The organism is Actinacidiphila bryophytorum (assembly GCF_016916835.1).
Lineage (GTDB): Bacteria > Actinomycetota > Actinomycetes > Streptomycetales > Streptomycetaceae > Actinacidiphila > Actinacidiphila bryophytorum.
In genome coordinates this window covers 155874-171236 of record NZ_JAFFIX010000010.1, presented here as the reverse complement: position 1 = coordinate 171236, position 15363 = coordinate 155874, and the positions used below count along the sequence as shown (strand labels likewise).

Genomic DNA, 15363 nt, shown 5'->3' with positions numbered 1-15363 from the left:
TGCGGGCCGGGGGACGGCGTGTGTCTGCACTGTCAGTCCTGGGTCAGCAGCCCCGAGCGCAGCCGGGCCACGACCCGGCTCAGCAGCCGCGACACATGCATCTGCGAACACCCCAGCCGCTCGCCGATCTGCGCCTGCGTCAGCTCCTCGCCGAACCGCAGCCGCAGCAGCAGGCGGTCGCGCTCCGGCAGCTTCTCGATCAGCGGCGCCAGGGTGTGGAAGTCCTCGAAGAGGTCCAGGGCCGGGTCGCACTCGCCGAACGTCTCGCCCAGCGTGCGGCCCTCGCCGTCCGAGGTGCTGTCGGCGTCGGTGTACGGGGTGTCGATGGAACCCGCGGTGTAGCCGTTGGCGGCCACCAGGCCCTCGACGACCTCCTCCTCCGACAGGTCCATGTGCGCGGCCAGTTCGGCGACCGTCGGGTCGCGGTCCAGCTCCAGCGACAGCGTCTCCTTGGCCTTGCTCAGCTCCACCCGCAGCTCCTGCAGCCGCCGCGGCACATGCACCGCCCAGGTGGTGTCACGGAAGAAGCGCTTCATCTCCCCGACGATGTAGGGCACCGCGAAGGTGGTGAACTCCGTCTCGCGGGACAGGTCGAAGCGGTCGATCGCCTTGATCAGGCCGATGGTGCCCACCTGCACGATCTCCTCGTGGTCGGTGGCGGGCCGGTTGCGGTAGCGCCCGGCCGCGAAGTGCACCAGCGACAGGTTCATCTCGATCAGCGTGTTGCGTGCGTAACTGTAGGCTGCAGAGCCCTCCTCCAGTTCCTGCAGGCGGTCGAAGAACAGTTTCGACAGCGTCCTCGCGTCCCGCGGCGCCACGGCCGTCGCATCGTCGATCAACGGCAGTCCGCCGGTAGCCTGCTCAACCTTTGCGGTCACGTCATCGCCTCGCACTCGTACGACTGGTGGCGTACCGCCTTCCCCGCCGGCGCGGGTCTATGCCTTCCCGTTACCTTTCAATCGGCCGGGCAGCCACCGCAGCTGGGCCGCCTGCTGGTGCGGGCCGCCGCCCTCGTGGCCGTTGAAGTCGTAGACCTCGATCTGCTTGTCCTGTCCCGCATAGGCGTTGAAGGCGGAGAAGACCGTGGACGGCGGGCAGACGTCGTCCTCCAGGGCGGTGGAGAACAGCGCGGGCGCCCGGCCGCGGGCCGCGAAGTGCACGCCGTCGAAGTAGGCGAGGGTGTCCAGCACCCGCGCCTTGCGGTCGCGGTGGACCGACAGGTAGATGCCGACCTCGCGGTAGGGGTGCGAGTCGGTGAGGGTGACCGCCCGCGGGAAGTCGCACAGGAAGGGCACGTCGGGGGCGACCGCGGCCAGGTCGGGCACCAGGCCGCCGACCGCCAGCGTGATGCCGCCGCCCTGGCTTCCGCCGACCGCGACCGTGCGCGAGGCGTCGGCCAGCGGGTGCGAGCGGGCGGCCTCGACCGCGCGCACCGCGTCGGTGAAGACCCGGCGGTAGTAGAAGTCGTAGGGGTCCTCGATACCGCGGGTCAGGAAGCCGGGCACGGCGGGGCTGCTGCCGACCGGGTCGTCGGTGTCGCCCGCCGACCAGCCGCTGCCCTGGCCGCGGGTGTCCATCACGAAGTGCGCGTAGCCGGCCGACGCCCACAGCAGATGGGTGTGGGCCAGGCCCCGGCCGCCGCCGTAGCCGATGAACTCCACCACCAGCGGCAGCGGTTCCGTGGTGCCCGCGGGCACCGTGAACCAGCCCTTGACGGGGTGCCCGCCGAAGCCGGCGAAGGTCACGTCGTAGGTGTCCAGGGTCGTCAGGCCGGTCGTGACCCGCTCGAAGCGGGCGTCGAGGTCGTGCTGCCTGGCCTGGCCGAGGGTGTCGGTCCAGAACTGGTCGAAGTCCGCGGGCTCCACCGAGCTGCTGCGACGGTCGCGCAGCTCGTCGAGCGGCAGTTCGAAGAGGGCCATGCGGAGTCCTTCACAGCTGGGCGTCGGTCGTTCAGGGACACCGTACGTCCTGGTGGTGCCTGTGCAGAAGCCCCCGCTTAACCGGTTGAGGCCCCCGGTTCCGGCAACGGCCCGACCGGACGGTCCCGCGTGGTGCGCGCGGGAGCCGCCCGGCCGTCCGGGTCGTGCGGATTCGCGAAGAACGCGGGTCGGCGACCGGTGGTCAGCGTGAACGCTTGGTGTCGCCTTCGCCGGCGGGCCGGCCTCGGCCCGGGTCGGTCGTGCAGCCGCCCTTGCGGCAGTTCACGTCGGGGCAGGACATGGGTGGTCACCTCTTCTCTGCGAGGTCGTCGGGTACGCAGTCGAACAGCAGTTTGTCGACCCGCTCGCCGTGCCACAGGGCGGCACTGCGCAACCGCCCGGCAGGCCGCAGGCCGGCCTTGAGATAGGCGTTGACCGCGGGGGTGTGGGGTGCGGGCACCTCAAGCCACACCGAGTCCAGCGAGGCGATCGTGAACGCCCACTCCAGGGTGAGCGCGGTGGCTTCCGCCGCGTAGCCCCGGCCGCGCTGCTCCGGGGCGATCACCAGGGTGAACTCGGCGCTGTTGACGGACTGGTCGACACTGAGTGCGGTGGTCCCCACCGGGGTGCCGCCCGGTGCGGTGATCACCTCGAAGAGCTGGTAGTGGTCCGACGTATGACTGGAGCGGAAGCGCGCGCTGAAGACCTCCCAGGATACCGGCCAGCGGGCGCCGAAGCCGACGACGGTCGCCGGATCGGTCTCCCACCGGTGGTACTCCTGCATCATCTCTTCCCTCGCCAGTGCCAACGCCAACCGTGCTCCGGCGCGCAGCGGGACGGGTGCGGTCGGTGGGGTGGTGGTCATCACGGTCTGTCTTCTCCTACGTGTGCCCGGGCTCCGGCCCTCGCAGCCGTCCATAAATCGTCAATCCGCCGAACGCCCGAACGGGCCGGATCCGCGGTATTGCCGCTGTGCGCACCCGACTTGTGCTTGCGTCCGCGCCGCTCCCGGTTGCGGTGCGCGACCGCCCGTCGCCGCCGGTGCACGCCCGGGATCCCAGCCGTCGCATCCATGGGCTGACACCTCATCAGTTGTGCCGGGCGCGGACCTGCCGCGCCGTGGCGCCCGCAGGTCGCGGCGGCAGGCTCCCGGGGCGGATCTGGCCGGAATCCATGCCAACCGTTCCTGTCGTAGTACCTCCCGCCGTACGCCCTGTGCGGTAGGCCCGCGCCCGATCGGGGAAGGGAAGGGGCACACGATTGTCGAGGGCGGGAGAGTACCGGTGAAGGTCGGGCTGCTGACTCGGGAGTATCCGCCGGACGTCTACGGCGGCGCCGGAGTCCATGTGGAGTTCCTGGCACGGGAGTTGCGCGAGCTGATCGACGTCGAGGTGCACGCCTGGGGTGACGCGCCGCCCGAGGGCGGTGTCACGAGGCACCGGGCGCCCGCGTCGCTCGACGGCGCCAACGACGCGCTGCGCACCTTCGCCGTCGACCTGGGGATGGCCAACGCGGTCCAGGGCTGCGACCTGCTGCACTCCCACACCTGGTACGCCAACATGGCAGGTCACGTCGGCAAGCTGCTGCACGGCGTCCCGCACGTCCTCACCGCCCACTCCCTGGAGCCGCTGCGGCCCTGGAAGGCCGAACAGCTCGGCGGCGGCTACGCCCTGTCCAGCTGGGCCGAGCGCACCGCGATGGAGTCGGCCGACGCGGTCGTCGCGGTCTCCGAGGGGATGCGCCGCGACATCCTGTCCTGCTACCCGGCGCTCGACCCGGGCGACGTGCACGTCATACGCAACGGCATCGACACCGCCGCCTACCGCGCCGACGAGCGCACCGACGTGCTGCGCAGGATCGGCGTCGACCCCGACCGCCCCTATGTGCTCTTCGTCGGCCGCATCACCCGGCAGAAGGGCGTCCCGCACCTGCTGCGGGCGGCCAGGGACCTCGACCCGGCGGCCCAGCTGGTGCTGTGCGCGGGCGCGCCCGACACCCCCGCGCTCGACCGGGAGTTCCGGGCGCTGTTCGACGAGCTGAGCGCGGTCCGCGACGGGGTGCACTGGATCCCGGCGATGCTGCCGCGCCCCGCCGTCGTCCAACTGCTCACCCACGCCACCGCCTTCGCCTGCCCCTCGGTCTACGAGCCGCTGGGCATCGTCAACCTGGAGGCGATGGCCTGCGGCACCGCCGTGGTCGCCTCGGCGGTCGGCGGCATCCCCGAGGTCGTCGCCGACGGCAGTACGGGGCTGCTGGTGCGCTACGACGAGCAGCGCACCGCCGACTTCGAGGCCGGGATCGCCGAGGCGCTCAACCGGCTGGTCCGCGACCCCGCCCAGGCCGCCGCGTTGGGCGCCGCGGGCCGCGAGCGGGCGGTGCGGGAGTTCGGTTGGGACACCGTCGCCCGCCGTACCGTCGAGCTTTACGAGAAGGTGCTCGCCGCCGGGTAGGAAGCCGGGCGGTGAGTTGGGTAGGAAGAGGGCAGGCGGCACCGGCAACACGCAGGGCGGCAGGGCGGCAGGCGGGACCACGACCCAAGGGGGACGTCGATGCGCGGTGGACCATCGGTGCTCGGCATAGTGCTGGCGGGCGGCGCGGGCAAGCGGCTGATGCCGCTCACCGCCGACCGGGCGAAACCGGCGGTGACCTTCGGCGGCACCTACCGCCTGGTGGACTTCGTGCTGTCCAACCTGGTCAACGGCGGCATGATGCGGATCTGCGTGCTGACGCAGTACAAGTCGCACTCGCTGGACCGCCATGTGACCACGACCTGGCGGATGTCCAGCCTGCTGGGCAACTACGTCACACCGGTGCCCGCGCAGCAGCGGCTCGGCCCGCGCTGGTATCTGGGCAGCGCCGACGCGATCCTGCAGTCGCTCAACCTGGTGCACGACGAACAGCCCGACTACATCGCGGTGTTCGGCGCCGACCACGTCTACCGCATGGACCCGCGGCAGATGCTCGCCCAGCACGTCGAGCACGGCGCTGGGGTGACGGTGGCCGGCATCAAGGTGCCGCGGGCCGACGCGGCGGGCTTCGGGGTGATCTCGCCGGCCGCCGACGGCGTGTCGGTGGAGCGCTTCCTGGAGAAGCCCGCCGACCCGCCGGGGCTGCCCGGCGACCCCGGGCACGTCTTCGCCTCGATGGGCAACTACCTCTTCACCACCAAGACCCTCATCGACGCCCTCCAGGAGGACGCCGAGGACACCCAGTCGGTGCACGACATGGGCGGCAGCATCCTGCCGCGGCTCACCGCCGCCGGTGTCGCCCAGGTGTACGACTTCGACACCAACCACGTGCCCGGCGAGACCGCCCGCGACCACGGCTACTGGCGGGACGTGGGCACCCTGGACGCCTACTACGACGCGCACATGGACCTGATCTCCGACCAGCCCGCCTTCAGCCTGTACAACCGGCGCTGGCCGATCTACACCCACCCCGGCCAGCTGCCGCCCGCCAAGATCGCGGCCGGCGGTATCGTGGGGGAGTCCGTGGTCAGCCCCGGCTGCGTCATCCGCGGCCAGGTCACCCGCTCGGTCCTGTCGCCCGGCGTCGTCGTGGACGCCGGCGCCGTCGTGCAGGGTTCCGTGCTGCACGACGGCGTACGGGTCGGGCGCGGTGCGATCGTGCGCGGGGCGGTGCTGGACAAGAACGTGGACGTGCCGCCCGGTGCCACCATCGGCGTGAACCCCGACCGCGACCGTGAGCTGTACACGGTGTCCGAGGCCGGGGTCATCGCGCTGGGCAAGGCCCAGCAGGTCGGCTGACCCCCCGCCGCACCCGGCGGGGGGTCAGTACCCGGTGGGGGTCAGCTCACCGTCCACTGCTGGTTGGCGCCGCCGTTGCAGGTCCACACGTCCAGCTGGGTGCCGTTGGCGGTGTTGGAGCCGGGCACGTCGAGGCACTTGTTGGCCGCGGCGTTCACCAGCTGCTTGCCGCTGACCGTCCACTTCTGGGCGTTGGTGTTGTTGCACTCCCACAGCTGCACCACCGTGCCGTCAGCAGTACCGGAGTTTGCGTCGTCCAGGCACTTGCCCAGCGCCTGAACCGTACCGTCGCTGCCGACCGTCCACTGCTGGGCGCCGGTGCCGTTGCAGTCGTAGAGCTGCACATGGGTGCCGTCGGCGGTGCCGGAGTTGGCGACGTCCACGCACTTGCCGGCCAGTCCTGTGATGGCGTGCGGGCTCGCGCCGGTGGACTGCCCGTAGACCTCCAGTTCGTAGATGCGGGCCGCGGTGTCGCCGCCGGTGTTGCTGGGCGCCGAGATGGCCAGCCGCACATAGCGGGCCTGCCGCGGGGTGACGGTGTGGTAGGTGCGGCTCGACCGGTTGCCCGTGACGTTGACCGCGGTGGACCAGGTGCTGTTGTCGGTGCTGGTCTGGATCTGGAAGGCACCGGTGTTCCAGCTGGTGTTCTCACCGCCGAGCCCGGCGTGCTTGACCACGAAGGAGCCCACGGTCTGGGTGGAGCCGAGGTCGACCGTCAGCGTCGGGTTGGCGGCCTTGGAGCACCACTTGCTGTTGTTCTTCAGTGAGTTGTCCACCGCCTTGTCGGCGGACTCCGCCGTCGCGCACGCCGCCGACGCGGTGACCGGCTTGCCCTGCGCCAGGTTGGTGCCCAGCGCCGGCGCGGTCGGCACCGGGGTGGCACCGTCCTGGAAGGACGGCGGTACGTCGCCGGCGCCGGTGCCCCAGCTGCCGCTCGGGGAGCCGCCCATGGTGTAGTCCAGGGTGCCGCCGCCGGCGATGTCGGGGTAGCGCAGGTAGTTGTGGCTGGTGGCCGTGCCGTTGACCTTCAGGCCCTGCACATAGCCGCCGCTGCCTGAGGAGTTGACGGTGATGTTGCCGCCCGGGCGCTGGATCAGCACCGAGGGGAACTGCGGACCGTTGACGGCGAGGGTGTCGGCGCCGGGGGTCGCCGGGTACATCCCCAGCGCCGCCCACACGTACCACGCCGAGGTCGCCCCGAGGTCGTCGTTGCCGGGCAGGCCGCCCGCGCCGGTGGTGAAGGACTCGGTCATCACCTTGTGCACCGCGTCCGCGGTGCCCGCGGGGTGGCGGGCGAAGTTGTACGCCCACGGCACGCCGTGCTCGGGCTCGTTGCCGATGTAGTAGTAGGGCAGGCTCTGGCCCGCGTTGACCTGCGTGAAGTGGTGGTCGAGCCGCTGCTGCGCGGTGGCCGGGCCGCCCATGTCGTTGATCAGGTCGGCGAAGTCGTAGGGCACCATCCAGGTGTACTGCGCCGCGTTGCCCTCGGTGAAGTTGCTCTGGCTGGCCGGGTCCAGCGGCCACGACCAGCTGCCGTCGGAGTTGCGCGGCTGCACATAGCCCGACTCGGTGCTGAAGGTGTTGCGCCACCACTGGGCGCGGGTCATGTGGGTGGTGTAGCTGGCGGTGTCGCCCAGCGCCTTGGCGAACTGCGCCACCGCGAAGTCCGAGGCGCTGTACTCCAGGGAGTCGGACGGCGCGCTCAGGTAGTGCTGGCTGGTGTACGGACCCTGGTTGCCGCGGATCGGCGAGCCCTGCGCCGTACCGCCGTTGGAGGCCTTCTCCATCAGCGACAGCGCGGCCGCGGTGTCGAAGTCGCGCACCCCGAAGGCGTACATGCTGCTGACGATGATCGGCCCCGGGTCGCCGGTCATCACGAAGTCCTCGTTGGTCTGCTGCGACCACTTGGGCAGCAGCCCGCCCTGCTGGCCGTCCAGCACCATGGACTTGGCGATGTCGGCGGCCTCGGTCGGCGCGATCAGCGCGACCAGTGCCGCCCACGAGCGGTAGATGTCCCAGCCCGAGTAGTTCTGGTAGACCGGCCGGGAGGAGTTGTGCACCGCCCCGTCGAAGCCGCGGTAGTCGCCGTTGACGTCGCTGGAGATGTTGGGGCTCTGGAAGACGTGGTAGAGCGCCGTGTAGAACTTCTTCAGGTCGGCCGTCGCGCCGCCGGTGACCTGGGCGCGGTTGAGCATCGTGTTCCAGGCGGTGTCGGCCGCGGTGCGGGTGGCGTCGAAGTCCCAGCCGTTGTTCTCCGACGTCAGGTTGGCCTGCGCCCCCGCGACGCTGACGTAGGACAGGCCGACCTTGGTCTGCACGGTCTGGTTGCCGGTGGTGTCGAAGGTGACGTACGCGCCGGTGTTGGTGCCCGAGGTGCTGGTCGAACCCGCCGAGACCGTACCGCCGTTCCAGGTGCCGAAACCGGAGGGGGCGCGGTCGAAGCGGATGTCGAAGTAGATCTGGTAGGTCTTCGACGAGCCGCAGAAGCCGCCCGCGGTGACGCTGCCGGTGACCTCAGAGCCGCTGATCTTCACCGAGCCGCTGCGGTTGCCGGTCGCGCTGCGCCCGGTGTTGATCAGCAGGCCCGCGCTGGTGGTCGAGGGATAGGTCAGCCGGGCCATGCCGGTGCGGGTGGTGGCGGTCAGCTCGACGCCGGTGCCGTACTTGTCCAGCCGGTTCTTGTAGTAGCCGGGTGCGGCCGACTCGTTGGACTTGGTGTACGCCGACGCGTAGCTCGTCCAGTTGCTGCCGGGGGAGGTGCCGACGCCGCCGGTGATCGGCATCAGCGGCAGGTCCTCGTTGTTGGGGCAGCCCGCACCGTCGAAGTGCGTGAGGCTGAAGTCCTCGATCGAGCCGTCGGAGTAGCGGTAGCCGGACGGCGAGGCGGTCGGGGTGTCGGGGCTGAACTGCACGCCGCCGAATGGTGCCACCGCCCCCGGGTAGGTGCTGCCGCCGGCGCCGCCGCCGACCGGGTTGGGGGCGTTGCTGTCGTCGGAGCCGACGAAGGTGTCGACGTACTGCGTGAGGTTGGCGGTGGCGGCGTGCGCCGGTGCCGAGGTGAGGCCGCCGACGCCGAGGGCGGCCAGTAACAGGGCGCTGACGGCGCCCGCGGTTCTGCTGCGGAGCACGGGAGGGAGCACGGATGACCACCTTCTCGCGGAGGCGGCAGGCCATGAGATGACGCACGGCGAGCGGCCTCGGGGCACGGGGGGGATGCGCGACGTGGATGCGCACGGTGCACAGCGCATGTGAACGTTACCAAGCGAATCAGCAGTTTGATGTGTACACGCTGTGGTGTCAAGGGTCCCCGCGGCCACCGGAGTTCCGCTCAAGGCGCGCTCCGGGACGGCGTACGCCCCCCTGCTGCGCGACGTATTGACACGCCGTCAGCACGCCAGCACAATCCCCCAACGCTTGCGAACGTTACCAACGGACCAACGGGCACCACCAAGGCACCGCGTTCCCCGACGCTGGGAGACAGCCGATGGCACAACCACTCCTGGAAGCCCGCCGCCTGACCAAGCGCTTCGGTCACGTCAGGGCACTCCAGGACGCCGACTTCACCGCCTACCCGGGCGAGGTCGTCGCCCTCGTCGGCGACAACGGCGCCGGCAAGAGCAGCCTCGTCAAGACCCTGTCAGGCACCATCCGGCCCGACGGGGGCCAGATCCTCGTGGACGGCAGCCCCGTGGAGCTGCACAGCCCGCTCGACGCCAGGCGCCACGGCATCGAGACCGTCTACCAGGACCTCGCCCTCGCCCCCGACCTCGACGCCGCCGCCAACCTGCACCTGGGCCGCGAGCTCTACCGCGGCGGCCTGCTCGGCCGGCTCGGCGTCCTCGACCACGCGGCCATGCGCCGCTCGGCGGTCACCGCCTTCGCCGAACTCGGCGTCGACCTGCAGGACGTCGGCGCCCCGGTGGCCACCCTGTCCGGCGGCCAGCGGCAGTCCGTCGCCGTCGCCCGGGCGGTGGCCTTCGCCAACCGCATCATCTTCATGGACGAGCCCACCGCGGCCCTCGGCGTGGTCCAGCGCGGCCGGGTGCTCGACACCGTGCGCCGGGTCCGGGACCGCGGTATCTGCGTCGTCCTGATCAGCCACAACATGCCCGAGGTGCTGTCGGTCGCCGACCGCGTCGAAGTGCTGCGGCTCGGCCGCAGGGTCGCCCGCTTCACCGCCGCCGACACCACCGTCGAGGAACTCGTCGGCGCGATGACCGGCGCCCTGGACGCGGAGTCCGCCGGAGGAGCAGCCGGTTCCGCCGGGCAAGCAGCCGCCGACGCCCCACGAAAGGACGGCGCGCCATGACCGCCCAGGCCCCCGCCCCCGTCAAGGACCGGCAGGAGACCGCCCGCAGGCCCCCCGTACCGTCCTGGCTGCGGCGGGTCGCCGCCGCCAACGAGACCTGGACCTTCGGCGTGCTCGCGCTGCTCGTCGCCTTCTTCACCGCCGCCCGGCCCAGTACCTTCCTGACCCGCTACGACATCACCCAGATCGCCACCAACGCGGCCATCTACCTGGTGCTCGGCGTCGGCATGACCTACGTGATCATCGTCGCCGGCATCGACCTGTCCGTCGGCTCCGTGCTGGTGCTGTCCGCCGTGCTGTCCGCCGAGTACACCATCCACCACGGCGGGGCCGGGTCCGGCTGGGGCACCATCGCGGTGAGCACCCTGATCGCACTGGCAACGGGCCTGCTGTGGGGCGCCCTGCAGGGCTGGCTGGTCGCCAAGGCCAAGGTCCCCCCGCTGATCGTCACCCTCGGCGGCTTCGGTGCGGCACTCGGCGCCGCGCAGATCATCACCGGCGGCCAGGACCCCGCAGGCGCCGTCTCCGGCAAGCTGCAGAAGACCATCGGCTTCGGCAAGCTCTTCGGCCAGATCCCCTGGCTGGTCGTCATCGCCTTCGCGGCCACCCTGGTCTTCGGCCTGGTCCTGGCCTTCACCCGCTTCGGCCGCTACACCTACGCCATCGGCTCCAACCCGGAGGCCGCCCGCCGTGTCGGCATCAACGTCGACGCCCACCTGGTCAAGGTCTACGCGCTGGTGGGCCTGCTGTCCGGGCTCGGCAGCGTCATGTGGCTGGCCTACTTCGGCACCACCTCCATCGCCGGCCACTCCACCGACAACCTCAAGGTCATCACCGCCGTCGTGCTCGGCGGCGCCAGCCTCTTCGGCGGGCGCGGATCGGTACTCGGCACGGTCATCGGCGTCTTCATCCCCGCGGTGCTCAGCACCGGCCTGATCATCATGGGCGTCCAGCAGTACTGGCAGGACGTCGCCATCGGCGTCGTCCTGGTCGCCGCCGTCTACCTGGACCAGTTCCGCAGACGCGGCAGGGACCACGGCTGAGCCGTCGTCGCGCCCACCCACGTGCCCTCACCGAAAGGCTCCCGCCATGCGCCCGACCCACCCGACCAGAAGAACCCCGGCCCTCGCCGCGCTCTGCGCCGTCCTCGCGCTCACCGCGGCGACCACCGCAGGCTGCGGCGGCGACTCCGGCGGCTCGGGGTCGACGTCCCTGGACCTGATCACCGGCGTCAAGAGCGACCCCTTCTACATCACCATGACCTGCGCGGCCCAGCAGGAGGCCAAGAAGCGCGGCGTCAAGCTCACCGTCAACGGCTCCGCCCAGTGGGACGTCGCCGTGCAGCGCCCGATCATCGACTCGGTCGCCGCCACCCACCCCGGCGGCCTGCTGATCTCCCCGGTCGACACCGCGGCCCTGACCCCCTCGCTGCAGCAGATCCAGAACGCGGGCACCAAGGTCGTCCTGGTCGACACCGAGGTCAGCGACGCCTCGATCGGGGTGTCGCGGATATCGTCCGACAACGAGGCGGGCGGCAGGACCGCGGCCACCTCGCTCGCCCAGCTCATGGGCGACAAGGGCTCGGCGATCGTGATCAGCGTCAAGCCCGGCGTGTCCACCACCGACGCGCGTATCAAGGGCTTCACCGAGGAGATGAAGGCTCACCACCCCGGCATCACGCTGCTCCCGGTCCTCTACGACAACGACCTGCCCGCCACCGCCGCTTCGCAGATCCAGTCCACCCTGGCCGCCCACCCCGACCTCGGCGGGGTCTTCGCCGGCAACACCAACACCGCCCAGGGCATCGCCACCGGGCTGCAGGCCGCGGGCAAGCAGGGCAAGGTCAAGGTCGCCGCCTTCGACGCGGAGCCCGACGAGATCACCGCGCTCGGCAACGGCACCCTGGACGTGCTGGTCGCCCAGGACCCCGGCGCCATCGGCCGGCAGGGCGTCGACCAGGCGCTCGCCGCGATCGACAAGAAGCAGGTCACCGCGCACATCGGCACCGACATGGTGGCCATCACCAAGGCCAACATGGACCAACCCGACATCAAGAAGTATTTCTACCAGGCCGCCTGCTGATCGGGGGAGCCCGGTCACGCGTCCGCAGCCCGCCTGCCATCATCGACGCAGGCCCCCGGCCGGCCGCCGCTCACCGGTGGTCCGCCGGCGGCCGGCGCCGGCTGCCGGCACAGCGACGAGGAGGCCCGTGAAACGCCCGACGATGAAGGACGTGGCCCGCGCAGCCGGGGTCAGTCCCATGACGGTCTCCCGGGTCGTCGCGGGCGAAGCGGGCGTCGCCCCCGAGACCGCGGCCCGGGTCGGCCAGGCGGTGCGCAAACTGGGCTACCAGCGCAACGACAACGCCCGCAGCCTGCGGCAGAAGAACCTCGGCACCTCCACCATCGGCCTGGTCGTCGACGACCTGGCCAACCCCTTCTACGCCCTGATGGCCCGTTCGGTCGAGGACGAGGCCCACCGCCGCGGCCATGTCGTGCTGGTCGGCAGCACCAACGACGAACCGCAGCGCGAACGCGAGGTCATCGCCGCCTTCACCGCCCGCCAGGTGGACGGCCTGATCATCGTGCCCACCATCGGCAGCCACGCCTTCCTCAAACGCCCCATGGCCGGCGGCACCCAGGTGGTCTGTGTCGACCGCCCCGCCAAGGGCCTGGCCGTCGACACCGTCACCGTCGACAACCGGGCCGCCGCCATGCGGGCCGTCACCCATCTGCTCGGCCACGGCCACACCCGCATCGCCTACCTCGGCGACCGCTTCGACATCTGGACCCAGGCCGAGCGCTACGCCGGTTACCTCGACGCGCTCGCCGCCCACGGCATCCCCGAGGACCCGGCCCTGGTGCGGCACGAACTGCGCTCGCACCCGCAGGCCCGCGACGCCCTCGCGGTGCTGCGCACCCTGCACGACCCGCCCACCGCGCTGTTCACCAGCAACGACCTGATCACGCTGGGAGTGCTGGACGGCCTCGACCACCCGGCGCCGCTCGCGCTGGTCGGCTTCGACGACCTGCCGCTCGGGGAGCGGCTCACCCCGCCGCTGACGGTGGTCAGCCAGGACCCCGTCGCCCTCGGCGGCACCGCGGCCAACCTGCTCTTCTCCCGGATCGCCGGCGACCGCTCCGCGCCGCGTTCCGTGGTGCTGCTCACCCGTTTCGTGGTGCGCGGCTCCGGCGAGTTCCGCGGCCCGCGGGTCAGTCCGGGATCCAGTTGAAGGTGTCCGGGTCGGGTCCCGTGCGCTCGTCGCGGTTGAGCGCGGTGATCGCGGCCACGTCGTCGGCGGTCAGCTCGAAGTCGAAGAGCCGGAAGTTCTCCTCGACCCGCGCGGGCGTCACCGACTTGGGGAAGACGATGTCGCCGCGCTGCAGGTGCCAGCGCAGCGTGACCTGCGCGGGGGAGCGCCCCACCCGCTCGGCGATCGCGGTGATCACCGGGTCGTCCAGCACCTTGCCCTGCGCGATGGGCGACCACGCCTCGGTCGCGATGCCCCGGTCGGTGCCGAAGGCGCGTACGTCGTCCTGGGTCAGATACGGGTGGACCTCGATCTGGTTGACCGCCGGGACGGTCTCGGTCGCCGCCAGCAGCCGCTCCAGGTGCGCCGGCTGGAAGTTGGACACGCCGATCGCCCTGACCCGGCCGGAGCGCAGGATCTCCTCCATCGCCTTCCAGGTCTCGACGTAGTCGCCGACCGCGGGCAGCGGCCAGTGGACCAGGAAGAGGTCGACGTACTCCAGGTCCAGGTCCTCCAGGGTGCGGCCGAACGCGGCCAGCGCGTCCCCGTAGGCGTGGTGGCCGTTGTTGAGCTTGCTGGTCACGAAGACTTCGCCGCGCGGCAGCCCCGAGTCCCTGACGGCCTGGCCGACCTCCTTCTCGTTGCCGTACATCTGCGCGGTGTCGATGTGCCGGTAGCCGGTGTCCAGCGCGAAGCGGACCGCCTCGCGGGTGTCCTGCGGCTCGATCTGGAAGGTCCCGAAGCCCAGTTGGGGAATCGAGACGCCGTTGTTGAGGGTGAGATCGGGAATGCTGGTCATCGGTGTCTTCCCTCGCTCTCCGTCCGTGGTGCCCTTCACCCACCGTAACGGCGCACGGCGGAGCCGTCCTGCGGGCGGCGACCCGCCCCGGCCGCGGCGGGTCTCGGATGTCTCCAGAGAGCGCTCTCACGGCAGGCGGGAAACCGCTACGCTGTCGCCCGCCAGGCCGTCGGCCGCCTTCCGCCGCCCCGCGTCCCCCAGCCAAGGAGACATCCCGTTGCCCGTGCCGCCCTCCGCCCCACGCCCCACGCTGGAAGCCGTCGCGGCCCGCGCCGGGGTGTCGCGCGCCACCGTGTCGCGGGTGGTCAACGGGGGAGCGGGGGTGCGCGGGCCGCTCGTGGCCCGCGTGCGCGCGGCGGTCGAGGAACTCGGCTACGTCCCCAACCAGGCCGCCCGCACCCTGGTCACCCGGCGCAACGGCGCCATCGCGGTGGTCGTCGCGGAGCCGGAGTCCCGGTTCTTCACCGACCCCTTCTTCGCCCAGCAGGTGCGCGGCATCAGCCGGGAGCTGGCCGCCCACGACAACCAGCTGGTGCTGCTGCTCACCGGCGGCGGCGCCGACCACGAGCGGGTCGGCCGCTACCTGACCGGCGGGCACGTGGACGGCGCGCTGATCTTCTCGCTGCACGCCGACGACTCACTGCCGGTGATCGCCCGCAAGGCCGGCGTGCCGACCGTCATCGGCGGGCGCCCCACCTGGCCCGACCCGGACGCCCGCCGCCGCACCCTCTACGTCGACTGCGACAACCGGGGCGGCGCAAGGGACGCCGTGCGCCGGCTGCTGGCGCTCGGGCGGCAGCGGATCGTGCACATCGCGGGGCCGCTGGACCAGCCGGCCTCGGTGGACCGCCTCGACGGCTTCCGCGACGTCCTGCCCGGCGTGGGGGCGCCGATGATCGCCGAGGGCGACTTCACGCCCGAGGGCGGCGCCCGGGCGATGGAGCGGCTGCTGGAGCGCTCGCCCGACCTCGACGGGGTCTTCGCCGCCTCCGACGTCATGGCCTCGGGCGCGCTGCGGGTGCTGCGCAGCCGCGGCCGGCGGGTGCCCGACGATGTCGCGGTGGTCGGCTTCGACGACATGGTGTCGGTGGCCGAGTGGACCGACCCGCCGCTGACCACCGTCAGGCAGGACATCGAGGAGATGGGCCGGCTGATGGCGCAGCTGCTGCTGCACGCCCTCGAATCGGAGTCCGACCCGGACGGCCTGCCCGCGCTGTCCTCGATCATCACCCCCACCCGGCTGGTGGTCCGCGACTCCGCGTGAGCGGAGCAGGCCCTGCCGCGCCGGCCGCGGTGCGCCTCGTGCGGCGGGACCGGGC

General features: G+C 71.6%; 12 protein-coding genes. 7 read left to right on the top strand and 5 right to left on the bottom strand.

Translation table 11 applies throughout. The annotated features are described in order from the left end of the window. Positions 1–32: 32 nt before the first annotated feature. The 3 genes from JT723_RS17240 to JT723_RS17230 form a co-directional block, all read right to left on the bottom strand. Positions 33–878, bottom strand: coding sequence for a SigB/SigF/SigG family RNA polymerase sigma factor (locus tag JT723_RS17240; RefSeq protein ID WP_251513650.1), 846 nt, complete (start codon positions 876–878; stop codon positions 33–35). A 57-nt stretch (positions 879–935) separates the two neighbouring features. Beyond that, positions 936–1919 (bottom strand): acetylxylan esterase, encoded by a 984-nt coding sequence (locus JT723_RS17235; protein ID WP_205045527.1) that lies wholly within the window; start codon positions 1917–1919, stop codon positions 936–938. Positions 1920–2226: 307 nt separating this feature from the next. Beyond that, positions 2227–2784, bottom strand: a complete 558-nt coding sequence (locus tag JT723_RS17230; RefSeq protein ID WP_205045526.1) for a GNAT family N-acetyltransferase — start codon at positions 2782–2784, stop codon at positions 2227–2229. Positions 2785–3202: 418 nt separating this feature from the next. On the opposite strand from JT723_RS17230, the gene glgA reads away from it, so the two are divergent. Continuing rightward, entirely contained in the window at positions 3203–4369 is a 1167-nt protein-coding gene (gene glgA, locus JT723_RS17225; RefSeq protein WP_205045525.1) for a glycogen synthase, read from the top strand. 99 nt (positions 4370–4468) lie between these two features. Continuing rightward, positions 4469–5686: a glucose-1-phosphate adenylyltransferase gene (glgC, locus tag JT723_RS17220; protein ID WP_205045524.1), complete on the top strand. Its 1218-nt coding sequence runs from the start codon at positions 4469–4471 to the stop codon at positions 5684–5686. Between the two features lie 41 nt (positions 5687–5727). Here glgC and JT723_RS17215 read toward each other — a convergent pair whose 3' ends face one another. Further along, on the bottom strand, positions 5728–8826 hold the full coding sequence (locus tag JT723_RS17215; RefSeq protein ID WP_205045523.1) for a GH92 family glycosyl hydrolase: 3099 nt from the start codon (positions 8824–8826) through the stop codon (positions 5728–5730). A gap of 344 nt (positions 8827–9170) precedes the next feature. On the opposite strand from JT723_RS17215, the gene JT723_RS17210 reads away from it, so the two are divergent. From JT723_RS17210 to JT723_RS17195, 4 genes are all read left to right on the top strand, one after another. Continuing rightward, positions 9171–9995 carry an ATP-binding cassette domain-containing protein gene (locus JT723_RS17210; protein WP_205045522.1) on the top strand — a complete coding sequence of 275 codons (825 nt, stop codon included), beginning with the start codon at positions 9171–9173 and terminating at the stop codon, positions 9993–9995. Continuing rightward, entirely contained in the window at positions 9992–11038 is a 1047-nt protein-coding gene (locus JT723_RS17205; protein WP_205045521.1) for an ABC transporter permease, read from the top strand. The genes JT723_RS17210 and JT723_RS17205 overlap by 4 nt, the downstream gene beginning before the upstream one ends. Before the next feature lie 46 nt (positions 11039–11084). Then, a complete protein-coding gene (locus JT723_RS17200) occupies positions 11085–12077 on the top strand; it encodes an ABC transporter substrate-binding protein (protein WP_205045520.1) in 993 nt (330 codons plus the stop codon). Positions 12078–12204: 127 nt separating this feature from the next. Continuing rightward, positions 12205–13227 (top strand): LacI family DNA-binding transcriptional regulator, encoded by a 1023-nt coding sequence (locus JT723_RS17195; protein WP_251513653.1) that lies wholly within the window; start codon positions 12205–12207, stop codon positions 13225–13227. On the opposite strand, the gene JT723_RS17190 is transcribed toward JT723_RS17195, so the two are convergent. After that, a complete protein-coding gene (locus JT723_RS17190) occupies positions 13208–14044 on the bottom strand; it encodes an aldo/keto reductase (RefSeq protein ID WP_205045519.1) in 837 nt (278 codons plus the stop codon). The genes JT723_RS17195 and JT723_RS17190 overlap by 20 nt on opposite strands. 223 nt (positions 14045–14267) lie before the next feature. Between JT723_RS17190 and JT723_RS17185 the strand changes: the two genes are divergently transcribed. Beyond that, on the top strand, positions 14268–15308 hold the full coding sequence (locus tag JT723_RS17185) for a LacI family DNA-binding transcriptional regulator (RefSeq protein ID WP_205045630.1): 1041 nt from the start codon (positions 14268–14270) through the stop codon (positions 15306–15308). Positions 15309–15363 lie beyond the last annotated feature (55 nt).

Coding starts and splice junctions, on each gene's coding strand:
- JT723_RS17205 (WP_205045521.1), top strand. CDS start 9,992: ATGACCGCCCAGGCCCCCGCCCCCGTCAAGGACCGGCAGGAGACCGCC.
- JT723_RS17235 (WP_205045527.1), bottom strand. CDS start 1,919: ATGGCCCTCTTCGAACTGCCGCTCGACGAGCTGCGCGACCGTCGCAGC.
- JT723_RS17190 (WP_205045519.1), bottom strand. CDS start 14,044: ATGACCAGCATTCCCGATCTCACCCTCAACAACGGCGTCTCGATTCCC.
- glgC (WP_205045524.1), top strand. CDS start 4,469: ATGCGCGGTGGACCATCGGTGCTCGGCATAGTGCTGGCGGGCGGCGCG.
- JT723_RS17200 (WP_205045520.1), top strand. CDS start 11,085: ATGCGCCCGACCCACCCGACCAGAAGAACCCCGGCCCTCGCCGCGCTC.
- JT723_RS17230 (WP_205045526.1), bottom strand. CDS start 2,784: ATGACCACCACCCCACCGACCGCACCCGTCCCGCTGCGCGCCGGAGCA.
- JT723_RS17210 (WP_205045522.1), top strand. CDS start 9,171: ATGGCACAACCACTCCTGGAAGCCCGCCGCCTGACCAAGCGCTTCGGT.